The sequence below is a fragment of the Aeromonas sp. Y318-1 genome (genome assembly GCF_027706125.1).
Lineage (GTDB): Bacteria > Pseudomonadota > Gammaproteobacteria > Enterobacterales > Aeromonadaceae > Aeromonas > Aeromonas hydrophila.
In genome coordinates this window covers 125,757-141,010 of the sequence record NZ_JAPDCM010000005.1, presented here as the reverse complement: position 1 = coordinate 141,010, position 15,254 = coordinate 125,757, and the positions used below count along the sequence as shown (strand labels likewise).

Here is a 15,254-nt window from a genome sequence, read left to right as displayed (position 1 = left end):
ATTTTCCTCCGTTTGATCTTACTCAGACTGCTCTTCTCCGAACCAACAGATATTACGAGCAGCCATAATCAGCTCACCGGCTTTCTCTGCCGTCAGCCCTTCAATATCAGCAAGGTCATCGATGCCTTGCTCTGCCAAATCTTCCAGGGTACCGATGCCGCGAGCGGCCAGTGCGTACGCCATTTCACGGCCAAGGCCGTTCAGATTGAGCAGTTCTTCGGAAGGCTCTACACCTTCAAAGGATTCTTCTTTGGCCAAAGCCTTGGTGGTCAGAGCATCCTTGGCGCGTTTGCGCAGCTCTTCCACCATGTCTTCGTCCAGGCCATCGATGGCCAGCAGCTCGTTGACCGGCACGAAGGCGATCTCTTCCAGAGTGGAGAAACCCTCTTCCATCAACAGGCTGGCGAAATCGTCATCGATGTCCAGAGTGCTGGTGAACAGCGTCAGGATGCGGTCGTTCTCGGCCTGGTGCTTGGCACGCATGTCCTCGACGGTCATCACGTTCAGTTCCCAACCGGTCAGCTGGGAAGCCAGACGCACGTTCTGACCGTTGCGACCGATGGCCTGGGCCAGGTTGGCAGCTTCCACGGCGATATCCATGGTGTGGTTGTCTTCATCAACGATGATGGAGGCCACATCGGCAGGCGCCATGGCATTGATCACGTACTGGGCCGGGTTGTCATCGTACAGCACGATGTCGGCGCGCTCGCCGCTCAGCTCGGCGGAGACCGCCTGAACGCGGGCGCCACGCATGCCGATACAGGCACCGATCGGGTCGATACGACGATCGTTGGTCTTCACCGCGATCTTGGCGCGGGAACCCGGGTCACGGGCTGCACCCATGATTTCGATCATCTCTTCACCGATTTCCGGTACTTCGATGCGGAACAGCTCTTTCAGGAAGTCCGGGCTGGAACGGCTGACGAACAGCTGGGAACCACGGGCTTCCGGACGCACGGCGTAAAGCAGACCACGGATGCGGTCGCCCGGGCGGAAAGTCTCGCGCGGCAGCATGTCGTCGCGGAAGATCACGGCTTCGGCGTTGCTGCCCAGATCCAGGATCACGTTGTCGCGGTTGCTCTTCTTGACCACGCCGCTGATGATGGTGCCTTCCTTGTCCTTGAACTGGTCAACGACCTGGGAACGCTCGGCTTCGCGCACTTTCTGCACGATGACCTGCTTGGCAGTCTGGGTGGTGATGCGGTCGAAGGTGACAGAGTCGATCTGATCTTCGACGTATTCACCGATCTGGATTTCTGGCTGCTCGATCTGGGCAGCTTCCAGGGTAATCTCGGCGTAGGGGTTTTCCATCGCAGCTTGATCTGCAATGACGACCCAGCGGCGATAAGTGTCGTAGTCACCGGTCTTGCGATCGATCTCGACCCGAACTTCAATCTCGCCTTCGTATTTTTTCTTGGTCGCTGTCGCCAACGCGGTTTCCAGAGCCTGGAAAATCTTCTCGCGGGGTACCGCCTTCTCGTTGGAAACTGCGTCAACGACCAGCAAAATCTCTTTATTCATATCCGATAGCCTCGTTAACCAAAGTTCGGCACTATGTTCGCTTTTTGGATATTGGTGAAAGCCAACACTTCGTCCTTACCATCTACCGTCAGGGTGATCATGTCGCCCTGCACGGCTTTGATTACGCCTTTGAACTTGCGGCGGTTGTTTGTTGCCATCCGAAGCGTTACCGCCGCCTCTTGGCCAACGTATTTTTCGAACTGGGCAACCTTGAACAGGGGACGATCCAGACCCGGGGAAGACACCTCGAGGTAATACTCCTCGGTGATGGGATCTTCGACATCCATGATGGCGCCAACCTGATGGCTGACCTCAGCACAGTTCTCGACGCTCACGCCATGCTCGCCGTCGATATAGACGCGCAAGGTGGAGTGTTTACCCGCACGGATAAACTCAATACCCCACAGTTCAAAGCCCAAGGCAACGACAGGAGCCTCGAGCAGATCGGTCAAACGTTGTTCCAACGTAGCCAAAGTCACCCTCCGAAAAAACAAAAAAAGGGCATAAAGCCCAGATAGAAATTGGTTCAGAGTAAATTGCACATAACAAAAAGCCCCGATGTCAAATCGGGGCTTGGCGCTTTACCCTGATTGTCGCCTCGCAGCGACCGCCTTCCTGAGCGTAGGAAATGCGTGAAATTTGGTTGCGGGGGCCGGATTTGAACCGACGACCTTCGGGTTATGAGCCCGACGAGCTACCATGCTGCTCCACCCCGCGTCCGAAATCGTGCGAGATTATAGCCACTTCACCCTCGTCACACAAGACTGACTGGCTATAATACACCCGGTTACCCGGGCTCACTGCTTAATTGGTGCCGTGGGCGGGACTCGAACCCGCACACCCTAGAGCACTACCCCCTCAAGATAGCGTGTCTACCAATTCCACCACCACGGCAAAACTCTTACTCGGGAACGTCAGTGTCTTTCTTGACTGGCGCTTTGCTCTGCTCAACCTGTTGGGTTTGTTGCAGATTTTCCCATTCACTACCCTGTTTGACCTTGTTGCTGGACATAGAGCCAAGCACCAAGCTAATCAAGAAGAACAGAGTAGCCAAAATCGCTGTTGTGCGGGTCAGGAAGCTGCCTGAACCACCGGAGCCGAATACAGTATTCGATGCCCCTGCGCCGAAGGAGGCGCCCATGTCAGCCCCTTTACCTTGCTGAATCATCACCAGACCAATCAGAGCCAGTGACACCAGTAGATAAACGACCAAAAGAATCTCGTACATTTAACTTGCACCCTTTGCCGCTTCAACAATTCCTAAAAACGTCTGGTCATCGAGACTTGCTCCCCCAATCAGGCCGCCGTCAACGTCGGGCTGGGCAAACAACTCTCTCGCATTGGCCGGCGTCACGCTCCCACCATAGATGATTCTGACTTTCTCACCTATGACCGGAGTATCCTCCGCCAAGCGACCACGTATAAAGGAATGAACCTCTTGTGCCTGCTCGGGTGTGGCGCATTTACCTGTACCTACAGCCCAAATCGGCTCGTAGGCGATGATAGCATTATCGAAAGCCATCGCGCCATTTTTCTCTATGACGATGTCCAGCTCTTCGGCGATCACCTCGAAGGTTCTTCTCGCCTGCCTCGCTGCCCCTGATTCACCCAAACAGAGGATGGGAATCAGACCTGCCGCTCTGGCTGCCGCAAACTTCTCTGCGACGATAAAACTGGTCTCACCAAAGAGACGCCTACGCTCGGAGTGCCCTACCAGTACGTATCGACACCCTGCCTCGACCAGCATCTGACACGAGATTTCCCCCGTGTAAGCGCCCTGTCTGTGCTGGCTCACATTCTGAGCCCCCAACTTCATTGTCCGCTGCTCACCGAGCAATGCGGCCGTAAAGTCGAGATGCACATGGGATGGACACAAGACCACGTCTACTCGTTCATCAATGCCCTTCAGACATTGACCGGTAAACTGCTCTAACTGCGACCTACTACCGCGTAACTTCCAGTTGGCGGCTACAAACGGCTTGCGATGTCCCATCGGCAACTCCCTTGCGAAAGCGGGGCTGATAATATCCAGAGGATTGTCAGCTGACAAGCGCTATTTTCAAATTTTCGAATCGTTTGAACAAGATACAACCAGAGCGGCTTAAAAGCCGCCCTTTTTGTTCATTAAAACGCCGATTCGACCTGTTGTGCAATGCGTTGGGCCATATCACGCACCTGCTGTTCATGTTCCCCTTCCACCATCACGCGGATCAGGGGTTCGGTGCCGGATTTGCGCAGCAGCACACGGCCACGGCCGGCCAGCTCCTGTTCCACCTTGGCCACTTCCTGCTGCACGGCGTCGGCTGCCAGCGGATCCTTGCCTTCTGCAAAGCGCACATTGACCAGCACCTGCGGGAACTTGTTCATGCCGGAACGCAGCTTGGCCAGCGGCATCTCGGCGGTGCAGATGGCGGTCAGTACCTGCAGGGCGGCGACGATGCCATCCCCGGTAGTGGTCTGATCCAAGCAGATGATGTGACCGGAGTTCTCGCCACCGATGCGCCAGCCCTTCTCGTTCATCATCTCCAGCACGTAGCGGTCACCTACCTTGGCACGGGCGAACGGGATGCCGAGGGTCTGCAGCGCCAGTTCCAGACCCATGTTGGCCATCAGGGTGCCCACTACACCGCCCTTGAGGCGACCGTTGCGCAGTGCATCGCGGGCGATGATGTAGAGGATTTCATCGCCGTCGATGATATAGCCGGTGTTGTCCACCATCACCAGACGGTCGCCATCACCATCGAAGGCCACCCCCAGATCTGCCTTGCACTCCAGCACCTTGGCCGCCAGGGCTTCGGGGGCGGTCGAACCGACACCGTCGTTGATGTTGAGACCATCCGGGCTGCAGCCGATGGCGATCACTTCTGCCCCCAGCTCGCGGAATACGGAAGGCGCAATGTGGTAGGTCGCACCATGACCACAGTCCACCACCATCTTCAGCCCTTCCAGGCTCAGATTGGAGGGGAAAGTGCTCTTGCAGAATTCGATGTAACGACCGGCGGCATCGTCGATGCGCAGTGCCTTGCCCAGCTCGGCAGACTCCACACACTTGAGTTCGTGGTCCAGCTCGGCTTCGATGGCCATCTCGACTTCGTCAGGCAGCTTGGTACCGTCGGCGGAGAAGAACTTGATGCCGTTGTCGTAATAGGGGTTGTGGGAAGCGCTGATGACGATGCCGGCTTCGGCCCGGAAGGTGCGGGTCAGGTAGGCGACGGCCGGGGTGGGCATGGGGCCCATCAGAATGGCCTTGAGACCCGCGGCGGACAGGCCCGCCTCCAGTGCGGACTCCAGCATGTAGCCGGAGATGCGGGTATCCTTGCCGATCAGCACCTTGCGAGTACCCTTCTTGGAGAGCACCTTGCCCGCAGCCCAGCCCAGTTTCATCACGAAATCCGGGGTGATCGGGTATTCACCCACCTTGCCGCGTACACCGTCGGTGCCAAAATACTTTCTTGCCATTGTCTGTTCTCGTTTTTTTATTTGGATATGAAATCTTGTCCCGTCATGACCATCCAGCCGGTACGCAAGGCATCCATGGTCGCTCGCACATCGTGCACCCGAATGATCCGGGCACCGTGCTGCATCCCGATGAGCGCACAGGCCAGACTGCCGGCCAGCCGTTCATCAACCGGGCTGCCAAGCAGGTTGCCTATCATAGACTTTCGCGACATACCGACCAAGAGCGGAAGCCGGTAATCAAGCAACTTCTCCTGCTGGGCAAGCAACTGATAGTTGTGCGCGAGCGTCTTGCCAAAACCGTAACCGGGGTCCAGCAACAACTGCTCCCTCCGTATTCCCGCTGCCAGACAGGCGGCGATCCGCTCGTCGAAGAAAGCCCTCACCTCCCCCAGCAGATCGTCATAGTGCGGCTCTGCCTGCATGGTTCTCGGCTGCCCCTGCATGTGCATCAGGCACACCGGAACGTCGGCAACGGCGGCCGCGGCTAGGGCCCCCTGCTCGAGCAGAGCTCGTACGTCGTTGATAAGATGGGCACCCGCCGCACAGCCTTCCCGCATCACCGCTGCCTTGGAGGTATCCAGGGAGATCATCACCTCCAGCTCGGCGACCATGCGCTCCACCACGGGAATGACTCTGTCCAGCTCCTCCTGCTCGCTCACATCGGGAGCACCGGGGCGGGTCGACTCGCCACCGATGTCGATGAGGGTCGCCCCCTCCGCCACCATCTGGCGCGCATGGGTCATCGCCCGCTCCAGCTGATTGAAATGACCACCGTCGGAGAAGGAGTCCGGTGTCACATTGAGGATCCCCATGACGTGGGGACGTTCGAGGGAGAGGCTGAGCCCCTTGCTGGTTAGCTGCATCGTTACTTCCGTTGACATAAAGAAAAACCCCGGGGCCAGCCCGGGGTTTGTATCATCACGATTTATTTAGCCGGCAGATCGTTGGCCTTGTCGATATCGACATCGGCCACCGGCTCGGTCTCGGCTACCGCCGGCTTGGCTTCTGCTGCAACCGTGGCACCGCCTTGCGGGGTATCACCGTGCTCATCATGCCAGTTGCTGGGGGCACGCACTTCGCGGCGAGCCATCAGATCGTCGATCTGCTTGGCATCGATGGTCTCGTACTTCATCAGCGCATCTTTCATGCTGTGCAGCACGTCCATGTTGTCCAGCAGGATCTGCTTGGAGCGGGCGTAGTTGCGATCGATGACCTGCTTGACCTCGGCATCGATGACGCGCGCAGTATCATCGGACATATGCTTGGCCTTGGCCATGCTGCGACCGAGGAACACCTCGCCATCTTCTTCCGCGTAGAGCATGGGGCCGAGACGCTCGGACATGCCCCACTGGGTCACCATCTTGCGGGCGATGTCGGTGGCACGCTCGATGTCGTTGGACGCACCGGTCGATACCTTCTCGGCACCGTAGATCAGCTCTTCCGCCAGACGGCCACCGTACAGGCTGGAGATCATGGACTCCAGATGCTGCTTGGAGTGGCTCCAGCGATCCTGCTCCGGCAGGTACATGGTCACACCCAGCGCACGACCGCGCGGAATGATGGAGACCTTGTAGACGGGGTCATGATCCGGCACCAGACGACCAATGATGGCGTGACCGGCTTCGTGATAGGCAGTCATCTCTTTCTCGGACTCTTTCATCACCATGGAGCGACGTTCCGCGCCCATCATGATCTTGTCCTTGGCCTTTTCAAACTCGGCCATGGAGACCACACGACGGCTCTCGCGGGCCGAGAACAGGGCGGCTTCGTTGACCAGGTTGGCCAGGTCAGCACCGGAGAAACCGGGCGTACCGCGGGCAATCAACGCCGGATTGACGTCATCCGCCAACGGCACCTTGCGCATGTGCACTTTCAGGATCTGTTCGCGACCACGGACATCCGGCAGACCGACCACGACCTGGCGGTCGAAACGACCCGGACGCAGCAAGGCCGGGTCCAGTACGTCAGGACGGTTGGTGGCGGCGATGACGATGATGCCTTCATTGCCTTCAAAGCCATCCATTTCGACCAGCATCTGGTTCAGGGTCTGCTCACGCTCGTCATGACCACCGCCCAGACCGGCGCCACGCTGGCGGCCGACCGCATCGATCTCGTCAATGAAGATGATGCAGGGAGAAGACTTCTTAGCCTGCTCGAACATGTCGCGAACCCGGGAGGCACCGACACCCACGAACATCTCGACGAAATCTGAACCCGAAATGGTAAAGAAGGGTACCTTGGCCTCGCCCGCAATGGCTTTGGCCAGCAGGGTCTTACCGGTACCGGGAGGACCAACCAGCAGCACGCCGGTCGGGATCTTGCCGCCCAGTTTCTGGAACTTGCTCGGATCGCGCAGATAGTCGACCAGCTCCTTCACCTCTTCCTTGGCCTCGTCACAGCCAGCCACGTCGGCAAAGGTGGTCTTGATCTGATCTTCACTCATCAGGCGAGCCTTGCTCTTGCCGAACGACATGGCCCCCTTGCCACCACCGCCCTGCATTTGACGCATGAAGAAGACCCAGACACCGATCAGCAACAGCATCGGGAACCAGGATATGAAGATGGACGTCAGCAGAGACGGCTCTTCCGGCTTCTCGCCCATCACTTTGACATTGTGATTGAGCATGTCGTTGAGCAGCTGGGGATCCGGCGCCGGGATGATGGTGGTGAAGCGTTCACCGGTGCGCTTGACGCCATTAATGACCTTGCCATCCATCCGCACTTCACGGATCTGCTCTTGGGTCACTTCTTTAACGAAGCTGGAATAGTCCAGCTGGCGACTGGTGGTATCGCTGGGGCTGAAGCTATTGAACACCGACATCAACACGACGGCGATGACCAGCCACAGGATTAGGTTTTTCGCCATGTCACTCAAATCAGTAACCTCGCAGACTGACAGTTAACGATGAAGGTTAGGGTACTACAGTTTAAAACCGGTAGCCACAATGTAGACTTCTCGTGAACGGGCACGAGACGAGTCTGGTTTACGAATCTTGACAGCAGTGAAAAGTTTACGGATTTCATTGAGATAGATATCAAACCCCTCCCCCTGGAACACCTTGACCACGAAGCTGCCGTTGGCCCGCAGGACCTGATTGCACATGTCCAGCGCCAGTTCGACCAGATACATGGAACGGGCCTGATCCACCTGCTGGGTACCGCTCATGTTGGGTGCCATGTCGGACATGACGACGTCAACCTTGTCCGGACCTACCCGTTCAAGCAGGGCACCCAGCACAGTTTCCTCCCGAAAGTCACCCTGAAGGAAATCGACACCGGCGATGGAATCCATCGGCAGAATATCGCAGGCGATCACTCGACCCTTGTCACCGACCTGGTCGATGGCAAACTGGGACCAGCCACCGGGGGCCGCCCCCAGATCCACCACCGTCATGCCCGGCTTGAGCAGTTTGTCCTTGCCCTGGATCTCGTCGATCTTGAACACGGCACGGGATCTCAGTCCCAACTTCTGGGCTTTTTTGACGTATTGATCGTCAAAATGCTCTTTTAACCAGCGGGTTGAACTGGGGGAATGTTTTTTCTGGGTCATGATCGTCGACTTTAAAAAACCACAAGGGTTATTAGTATTAAGGGCTAAGTGGGGGTAGAATACGCCCCTTTCAACCCTGACTTATGAAGAAATTGCCATGATTCTCAACAATAAACAGAAACAATACCTCAAGGGCCTTGCCCACAGTCTGAAGCCGGTCGTCCTGCTGGGACAACACGGTCTGACCGAAGGTGTGCTGGCCGAGATCGATCTGGCGCTCAACCACCACGAGCTGATCAAGGTTAAGGTTGCGTCTGAAGATCGTGAGATGAAACAGCTGGTTATGGATGCCATCGTCCGTGAAACCGGCGCGGTGAAAGTACAGAGCATCGGCCACGTGCTGACCATCTATCGTCAAGCCAACGAGCCGAAAATCCAACTGCCCCGCAAGTAACAGGAAAGAGCATCGCTCTTTCCTTCATTTCCCCTCTTCCCAAGTCGCTTGCCAAAGTAGTCGCCAGGCCCTTAACCTGCGATGAATACTCGTGGATACCCGCTATGGATCACCATCAGATTCTCACCGAAGATGAACTGGCCATGCTACGGGACTTGGGAAGCGATCAGGAGACGACCGCCGGTCAATCCCTGAGCGGTTATCTCGCCACTCCCCTGCTAGGCCTGCTGCAACGTGCCGACCAGCTGGTGCTGGAAGCCCGTTTTGCCGGGCATCAGCTCCGTTTTCCGCTGCGCTTCACTCAAGGGGATGATGGCTTCGTCGAGCCACGCATCGCCGCCCCCGTCATCAAGGAGCTGGGTTATCCCCATCCGCGCACCTGGCGGCTGGACGAGCAGGCCAGCTTCAGGATGGGTGAGCATGACTATCTAGTGCACAGCCTGTCGCTCGATGGTCTGGTCGTCGAGGGCCTGCCGCCCGGACTGGCCGTCGGCGCAACCTTGACGGGCAGCCTGCTCATTGAGGATCTCGCCCCCCTGCCGCTCAGCGCTGAGCTGGTCAGGCACATTCATCGCCGCAACGGCATCCAGGGCTGGGCACTGCATTTCCAGATGGCCAAACCGGACCTTGAACTGCTGCGCAACTGGATGTTCCAGCGTCACCAGGACGCCTTCACCCAGGCTTACCAGCCCCGCTGAATACAAACAGGGGAGCCGGGGCTCCCCTGTTCTGGCATCAACCTACCTCAGAGGTAGGCAACTTCCAGGATCTCGTACTCCACATCGCCTGCCGGCGTCTTGACGATGGCCACATCGTCCACTTCCTTGCCGATCAGAGCTCGGGCGATGGGGGAATTCACGGAGATCATGTTCTGTTTGATGTCCGCCTCGTCGTCGCCCACGATACGGTAGACCACCTCTTCTTCCGTCTCGCTCTTGAGCAGAGTCACGGTAGCCCCGAAGATGACGCGACCATTGTTGGTCATCTTGGTGATGTCGATCACCTGGGCGTTGGAGAGCTTGCTCTCGATTTCCTGGATACGGCCTTCACAGAAGCCTTGCTGCTCGCGGGCAGCATGGTATTCGGCGTTTTCTTTCAGATCACCATGTTCACGGGCATCTGCAATCGCTTCGATAATCTGCGGACGCAGCTCGGTCTTGAGATATTCGAGCTCTTCACGCAGCTTTTCAGCGCCGCGAACAGTCATCGGAGTATGATTCATAGTCGAAACCTGGGTTGCTTGAAAAGAGAAGCTGCGGCTATCAGAGAGAGCCGCAGCTGTCGGTTCGGATGAGGCATCTTAATATGAAGCCGGCACAAAATCCATGTCAGTCCCTGCGAGCGGGATCGCGCTTTCTCATCAGAATTTGCCGGAACTATTTCTGCTCCTGCGCGCTGATCGGGGCTGACACCGTCGGTTTGCCCTGCATGATGGAGATCTCCACCCGCCGGTTCATGCGCCGGTTTTCCGGGCTGGTGTTGGGCACCAGCGGCTGGGAATCGGCCATGCCCTGTACCACCAGCCGGCCGCCATCGAAGCCCGGCACCTTGATCATCTGGTGGGCTACCGCCACCGCCCGCTGGGAAGAGAGCTCCCAATTGGACTGGAACAGCTCATCCTCGGTGGCGGCATCATCGGTGTGACCCGAGACGGTGATCTCGCCGGGCACATCCTTGAGCAGGGCAGCCACCTTGCGTACCACTGGCCAGAACTGGGGCTGCAGGAAGGCGGATCCCGCCGGGAAGGCCGCTTTTTCCCGGATCCGGATGATGATCTGCTGGCCCAGCGCCTCCACTTCGATGGCGCCATCCTGGATCTGTGCCTTCATCTGATCCGCCAGCGCCTTGGCCAGTGCGTTGGACTGCTCCTGCTGCTGTTGTTTCTGCGCCTCCTGTTGGGTGTCGCCCCCCACCAGCTTCTCTTCGCTCTTGTCATGACCGCCAGCCTGATCGGCATCGCCGGGCTGGAAATCCAGCTCGGTCTGGGTCATGTCCATGGTCTGCTGCATGATGGTATCGATGGGGGTAGGCTCCGGGCGGCCCGGCCTGAACTCCTGGGCGATGACGGAGGTTCCCTTGGGGATGTCCTTCACCTCGAGAATATTCTGCACCCCGAACGCCTTCTCCATGGAGCCGGCAATCTGTTTGAACTTCTGCACGTCCATCTCGGCAAACGAGAGCAGCAGCACGAAGAAGCACATCAACAGCGACATCAGGTCGGCGAAGGTTCCCATATAGCCGGGCAGACCGGGAGGTGGGCATTTGCACTTTGCCATGCGCGCTCCTATTCGGTCCCGTTGCTGCGTTTGGACTGGTTCAGGTAGTTCTGCAGCATGGCCTGGATCACTCTCGGGTTCTGGCCATCCTGAATGCCCATGATGGCGTCGAGGATCAGGGTACGGCTCAGCTGCTCCTCACCGCTGCGCAGCTCCAGCTTGTCGGCAATGGGGATGGCGATCATGTTGGCCTCGATCGCCCCGTACAGGGTGGTGAGCAAGGCCACCGCCATGGCCGGGCCGATGGACTTGGGATCGCTCATGTTGGCCAGCATGGCCACCAGGCCCACCAGGGTACCTATCATCCCCATGGCTGGGCCGAGATCCCCCAAGGAGCGGAACACCTTGACGGCGATGACGTGGCGCTCCGAGGTCAACTCAATGTCCTTCTCCATCACCGCCCGCACCACGTCGGCGTCATGGCCGTCCACCAGCATGTCGATACCCTTCTTCATGAAGGTATTGGGGATCTCCGCCGCCTCCAAGGCCAGGAAGCCCCCCTTGCGGGCCGCGTCCGCCAGCTCCACCGCCTTGGCAATCAGGTCATCGAGCTTGTCCCCCTTGTACATGAATGCCTTGCCGGCCACCTTGAACGCCATCAAAAACTGGCCGAGGTTGAACTTCATCATGCAGATGAACAGAGAACCCAAAATGGTGATATAGACCGAGGGCATATCCACATACATGCTCATGGGGCCACCCAGCAGCATGCCGTACACCACCACTCCGAACCCCAGCACTATGCCTATCAGACTGCCTAAATCCACATCCCTACTCCTGTCAGCTGAAATTTGTTGTATCTGCAGTTTGTTGAATTTTCTGCTATTGGCTCATCAGCGGCAAGGGTTGCCACAATTTTCCACGTTCGGAAGATGGCTTATTATCGGCCACTTTTCCGAGAGTTTAAGCCGACGGCATTTTTCTGCCTCCCCCCTGCCCGTCGTCGATGTTAAGATAAGCCGTTTTTTTCAATCCCCGAGGATGGACATGGCCAGTAAAAAAATCGACCGCCTGAGTTTTGATGCCACTCTGGAAGAGCTGGAAACCATAGTTCATCAACTGGAACAGGGCTCCCTGCCGCTGGAAGAGGCCCTCAAGCAGTTTGAGCAGGGCATTCATCTGGTGCGGGGCGGTCAGCAGAAGCTGGAGCAGGCCGAGCAGAAGATCCAGATCCTGCTGACTCAGGCCGATGGCAGCGAGCAAGCCGTCCCCTTCCAGCCAGAGCAAGGAGAGGAGTGAGTGACGCTGGACGATTTTTCCCGCCTGCACCGGCAACGTATTGACGACTGTCTGTCTGCACAACTTGAATCCTTGCCCGCCATGGCCCCCCGCCTGCGCGATGCCATGCGCTACGGCCTGCTGCTGGGCGGCAAACGGGTGCGCCCCTTCCTGGTCTACGCCGTCGGCGAGATGCTGGGCATAAAGAACGAACTGCTGGATGGCCCGGCCGCCGCGGTAGAGTGCATCCACGCCTACTCCCTGCTGCACGACGACCTGCCCGCCATGGACAACGACGATCTGCGTCGCGGCCAGCCGACAGTGCACAAGGCATTCGATGAAGGCACCGCCATTTTGGCCGGCGACGCCCTGCAGACCCTGGCCTTCACCATTCTGGCCGATCACCCGATGCCGGATTCGCTGCTGGCCAACAGGGTACGGATGCTGAGCCGACTGGCCCGCGCCTCGGGTTATCTCGGCATGTGCGGCGGTCAGGCGCTGGATCTGCTGGCGGAAGGGCGCCAGATTTCCCTCGCCGAGCTGGAACAGGTACACCGCCACAAGACCGGGGCTCTCATCGAGTGCGCCGTGGCGCTTGGCGCCCTGTGCAAGGCGGACGTGGATGAAACCACCCTGAGCGCGCTGCAAACCTATGCCGCCGCCATCGGTCTCGCCTTCCAGGTGCAGGATGACATCCTCGACATCACGGGCGATACCGCCACCCTCGGCAAGCGGCAAGGTTCCGATCTGGCGCTGGAAAAGAGTACCTATCCGGCGCTGCTGGGGCTCGACAATGCCCGTGAGCTGGCTCGCGAACTGCATGGTAAAGCCTTAACAGCCTTGCAATCTTTGCCCTACAATACCGACATTCTGGAAGCGTTTGCCGATTACATCATCGAGCGAACCCACTAAACGCTGGATAACAGTAACAATATGAGCGTTGATATAAGTAATTTCCCCAACCTGGCCCTCGCGGATACGCCGGTCGAGTTGCGATCCCTGCCCTTCGAGCGACTGCCCGTACTGTGCAACGAACTGCGTGAATATCTGCTGCGTTCGGTGAGTCGCTCCAGTGGCCATCTTGCCTCCGGGCTCGGCACCGTTGAACTGACGGTGGCGCTGCACTACGTCTACAACACCCCGTTCGATCGGCTGGTGTGGGACGTGGGCCACCAGGCTTATCCCCACAAGATCCTCACCGGTCGCCGTGATCGGATGCAGAGCATCCGCCAGAAAGACGGTCTGCACCCCTTCCCCTGGCGCGGCGAGAGCGAATATGACGTGCTTTCGGTCGGCCACTCCAGCACCTCCATCGGTGCGGCGCTCGGCATGGCAGTTGCTGCCGAAAGCGAAGGGCTGGGGCGCAAGGTGGTAGCGGTGATCGGCGACGGTGCCATCACCGCCGGCATGGCGTTCGAGGCCCTCAATCACGCCGGCGATGTCCACAAGGACATGCTGGTGGTGCTCAACGACAACGAGATGTCCATCTCAGAAAATGTCGGGGCACTGAACAACCACCTGGCCCGCATCATGTCTGGCAAGCTCTACACCACCATCCGCGAGGGTGGCAAGAAGGTGCTGGCCGGCCTGCCGCCGGTCAAGGAGCTGGCCAAGCGGGCCGAGGAGCACCTCAAGGGAATGGTGGTACCCGGCACTCTGTTCGAGGAGTTTGGCTTCAACTACATAGGCCCCATCGACGGCCACGACATCAACGCCCTGGTCGAGACCCTGCGCAACATGCGCAACCTCAAGGGGCCGCAGCTGCTGCACGTCAAGACCAAGAAGGGCAAGGGTTACGAGCCTGCCGAGAAGGACCCCATCGGTTATCACGGCGTGCCCAAGTTCAACCCGGACGAGTGCACCCTGCCCAAGGCGAGCGGCGGCAAGCCGAGCTTCTCCGCCATCTTCGGCCAGTGGCTGTGCGACATGGCGGCCAAGGATGAGCGGCTGGTCGGCATCACCCCGGCCATGCGCGAAGGCTCCGGCCTGGTGAAGTTCAGCCAGCAGTATCCGGATCGCTACTTCGACGTGGCCATCGCCGAACAGCACGCGGTCACCTTCGCCGCCGGTCTCGCCATCGCCGACCAGAAGCCGGTGGTCGCCATCTACTCGAGCTTCCTGCAGCGGGCCTACGACCAGCTGATCCACGACGTGGCGCTGCAAGAGCTACCGGTGCTGTTCGCCATCGACCGGGCCGGTCTGGTGGGGGCCGACGGCCCCACCCATCAGGGGGCGTTCGACATCAGCTTCCTGCGCACCGTGCCCAACATGGTGATCATGACCCCGTCCGACGAGAACGAATGCCGTCAGATGCTCTACACCGGCTACCAGTGCAACGGGCCGGCGGCGGTACGCTACCCCCGCGGCAGCGGCACCGGCATCCAGGTCGAAAGCGAGATGCAGGCGCTGGCGCTCGGCAAGGGCCGGATCGTGCGTCAGGGCAAGGGCACCGCCATCCTGGCGTTCGGCACCCTGCTGCAACAGGCCAAAGCGGCAGCCGAGGCGCTCGATGCCACCCTGGTGGACATGCGCTTCGTCAAACCGATGGACGAGGCCCTGGTGCTCTCCCTGGCCGCGACTCACGATCAGTTCGTCACCCTCGAGGACAACGCCATCATGGGCGGCGCGGGCTCTGCGGTGAACGAGCTGCTGATGCGCAGCAAACAGTGCAAGCCGGTGCTCAACCTCGGCCTGCCGGATCGCTTCGTCGAACAGGGTAGCCAGGAGGAGATCTACGCTCTGCTGGGGCTCGATGGCGCCGGCATCCAGCGCAGCATCGAGCAGTGGCTGCAGGCTTGACCCCCTCAGCACACACAGCAAAAGGGCGCCGTTATGG

16 protein-coding genes and 2 tRNA genes are annotated in these 15,254 nt (G+C 58.9%); 5 read left to right on the top strand and 13 right to left on the bottom strand.

The window, feature by feature from the left end; all coding sequences use genetic code 11:
- Window positions 1-18: 18 nt before the first annotated feature.
- The 10 genes from nusA to rlmE all read right to left on the bottom strand — a co-directional run bounded on the left by nusA (window position 19) and on the right by rlmE (window position 8,530).
- The gene (nusA, locus tag OKB87_RS09485; protein ID WP_011707075.1) at window positions 19-1,521 is read right to left on the bottom strand and encodes a transcription termination factor NusA; all 1,503 of its coding nucleotides are present in this window, start codon (window positions 1,519-1,521) and stop codon (window positions 19-21) included.
- 14 nt (window positions 1,522-1,535) lie between these two features.
- Window positions 1,536-1,994, bottom strand: a complete 459-nt coding sequence (gene rimP / locus OKB87_RS09480; protein ID WP_016351719.1) for a ribosome maturation factor RimP — start codon at window positions 1,992-1,994, stop codon at window positions 1,536-1,538.
- A gap of 167 nt (window positions 1,995-2,161) precedes the next feature.
- A tRNA-Met gene (locus OKB87_RS09475) sits at window positions 2,162-2,238 on the bottom strand.
- A 92-nt stretch (window positions 2,239-2,330) separates the two neighbouring features.
- Window positions 2,331-2,415: transfer RNA gene (locus OKB87_RS09470), tRNA-Leu, on the bottom strand.
- Window positions 2,416-2,422: 7 nt separating this feature from the next.
- Window positions 2,423-2,749 carry a preprotein translocase subunit SecG gene (gene secG, locus OKB87_RS09465; protein ID WP_010633113.1) on the bottom strand — a complete coding sequence of 109 codons (327 nt, stop codon included), beginning with the start codon at window positions 2,747-2,749 and terminating at the stop codon, window positions 2,423-2,425.
- On the bottom strand, window positions 2,750-3,514 hold the full coding sequence (gene tpiA, locus OKB87_RS09460; RefSeq protein WP_270827235.1) for a triose-phosphate isomerase: 765 nt from the start codon (window positions 3,512-3,514) through the stop codon (window positions 2,750-2,752).
- Between the two features lie 131 nt (window positions 3,515-3,645).
- Window positions 3,646-4,980 (bottom strand): phosphoglucosamine mutase, encoded by a 1,335-nt coding sequence (gene glmM / locus OKB87_RS09455; RefSeq protein WP_016351721.1) that lies wholly within the window; start codon window positions 4,978-4,980, stop codon window positions 3,646-3,648.
- A 17-nt stretch (window positions 4,981-4,997) separates the two neighbouring features.
- On the bottom strand, window positions 4,998-5,843 hold the full coding sequence (gene folP, locus OKB87_RS09450; RefSeq protein ID WP_270827234.1) for a dihydropteroate synthase: 846 nt from the start codon (window positions 5,841-5,843) through the stop codon (window positions 4,998-5,000).
- A 62-nt stretch (window positions 5,844-5,905) separates the two neighbouring features.
- Complete coding sequence (ftsH, locus tag OKB87_RS09445) at window positions 5,906-7,855, bottom strand: ATP-dependent zinc metalloprotease FtsH (protein WP_270827233.1); 1,950 nt, start codon at window positions 7,853-7,855, stop codon at window positions 5,906-5,908.
- Window positions 7,856-7,900: 45 nt separating this feature from the next.
- Entirely contained in the window at window positions 7,901-8,530 is a 630-nt protein-coding gene (rlmE, locus tag OKB87_RS09440; RefSeq protein ID WP_011707081.1) for a 23S rRNA (uridine(2552)-2'-O)-methyltransferase RlmE, read from the bottom strand.
- Between the two features lie 97 nt (window positions 8,531-8,627).
- Between rlmE and yhbY the strand changes: the two genes are divergently transcribed.
- Both yhbY and OKB87_RS09430 read left to right on the top strand, forming a co-directional pair.
- Window positions 8,628-8,924 carry a ribosome assembly RNA-binding protein YhbY gene (gene yhbY, locus OKB87_RS09435; protein WP_005298134.1) on the top strand — a complete coding sequence of 99 codons (297 nt, stop codon included), beginning with the start codon at window positions 8,628-8,630 and terminating at the stop codon, window positions 8,922-8,924.
- Window positions 8,925-9,028: 104 nt separating this feature from the next.
- Window positions 9,029-9,622 (top strand): PilZ domain-containing protein, encoded by a 594-nt coding sequence (locus OKB87_RS09430; RefSeq protein ID WP_270827231.1) that lies wholly within the window; start codon window positions 9,029-9,031, stop codon window positions 9,620-9,622.
- A gap of 47 nt (window positions 9,623-9,669) precedes the next feature.
- Here OKB87_RS09430 and greA read toward each other — a convergent pair whose 3' ends face one another.
- The 3 genes from greA to pomA all read right to left on the bottom strand — a co-directional run bounded on the left by greA (window position 9,670) and on the right by pomA (window position 11,967).
- Window positions 9,670-10,146 (bottom strand): transcription elongation factor GreA, encoded by a 477-nt coding sequence (gene greA / locus OKB87_RS09425; RefSeq protein ID WP_011707083.1) that lies wholly within the window; start codon window positions 10,144-10,146, stop codon window positions 9,670-9,672.
- A 154-nt stretch (window positions 10,147-10,300) separates the two neighbouring features.
- The gene (locus OKB87_RS09420) at window positions 10,301-11,200 is read right to left on the bottom strand and encodes a flagellar motor protein MotB (RefSeq protein ID WP_017409291.1); all 900 of its coding nucleotides are present in this window, start codon (window positions 11,198-11,200) and stop codon (window positions 10,301-10,303) included.
- An 8-nt stretch (window positions 11,201-11,208) separates the two neighbouring features.
- Window positions 11,209-11,967 (bottom strand): flagellar motor protein PomA, encoded by a 759-nt coding sequence (gene pomA / locus OKB87_RS09415; RefSeq protein ID WP_135319129.1) that lies wholly within the window; start codon window positions 11,965-11,967, stop codon window positions 11,209-11,211.
- Window positions 11,968-12,187: 220 nt separating this feature from the next.
- Here pomA and xseB point away from each other — a divergent pair, with 220 nt between their 5' ends.
- From xseB to dxs, 3 genes are read left to right on the top strand one after another with little or no spacing between them, the layout of a single operon-like run.
- Window positions 12,188-12,439, top strand: coding sequence for an exodeoxyribonuclease VII small subunit (gene xseB, locus OKB87_RS09410; protein ID WP_270827229.1), 252 nt, complete (start codon window positions 12,188-12,190; stop codon window positions 12,437-12,439).
- A complete protein-coding gene (gene ispA, locus OKB87_RS09405; RefSeq protein WP_270827228.1) occupies window positions 12,440-13,330 on the top strand; it encodes a (2E,6E)-farnesyl diphosphate synthase in 891 nt (296 codons plus the stop codon).
- A 21-nt stretch (window positions 13,331-13,351) separates the two neighbouring features.
- Entirely contained in the window at window positions 13,352-15,217 is a 1,866-nt protein-coding gene (gene dxs / locus OKB87_RS09400) for a 1-deoxy-D-xylulose-5-phosphate synthase (RefSeq protein ID WP_270827227.1), read from the top strand.
- Window positions 15,218-15,254 lie beyond the last annotated feature (37 nt).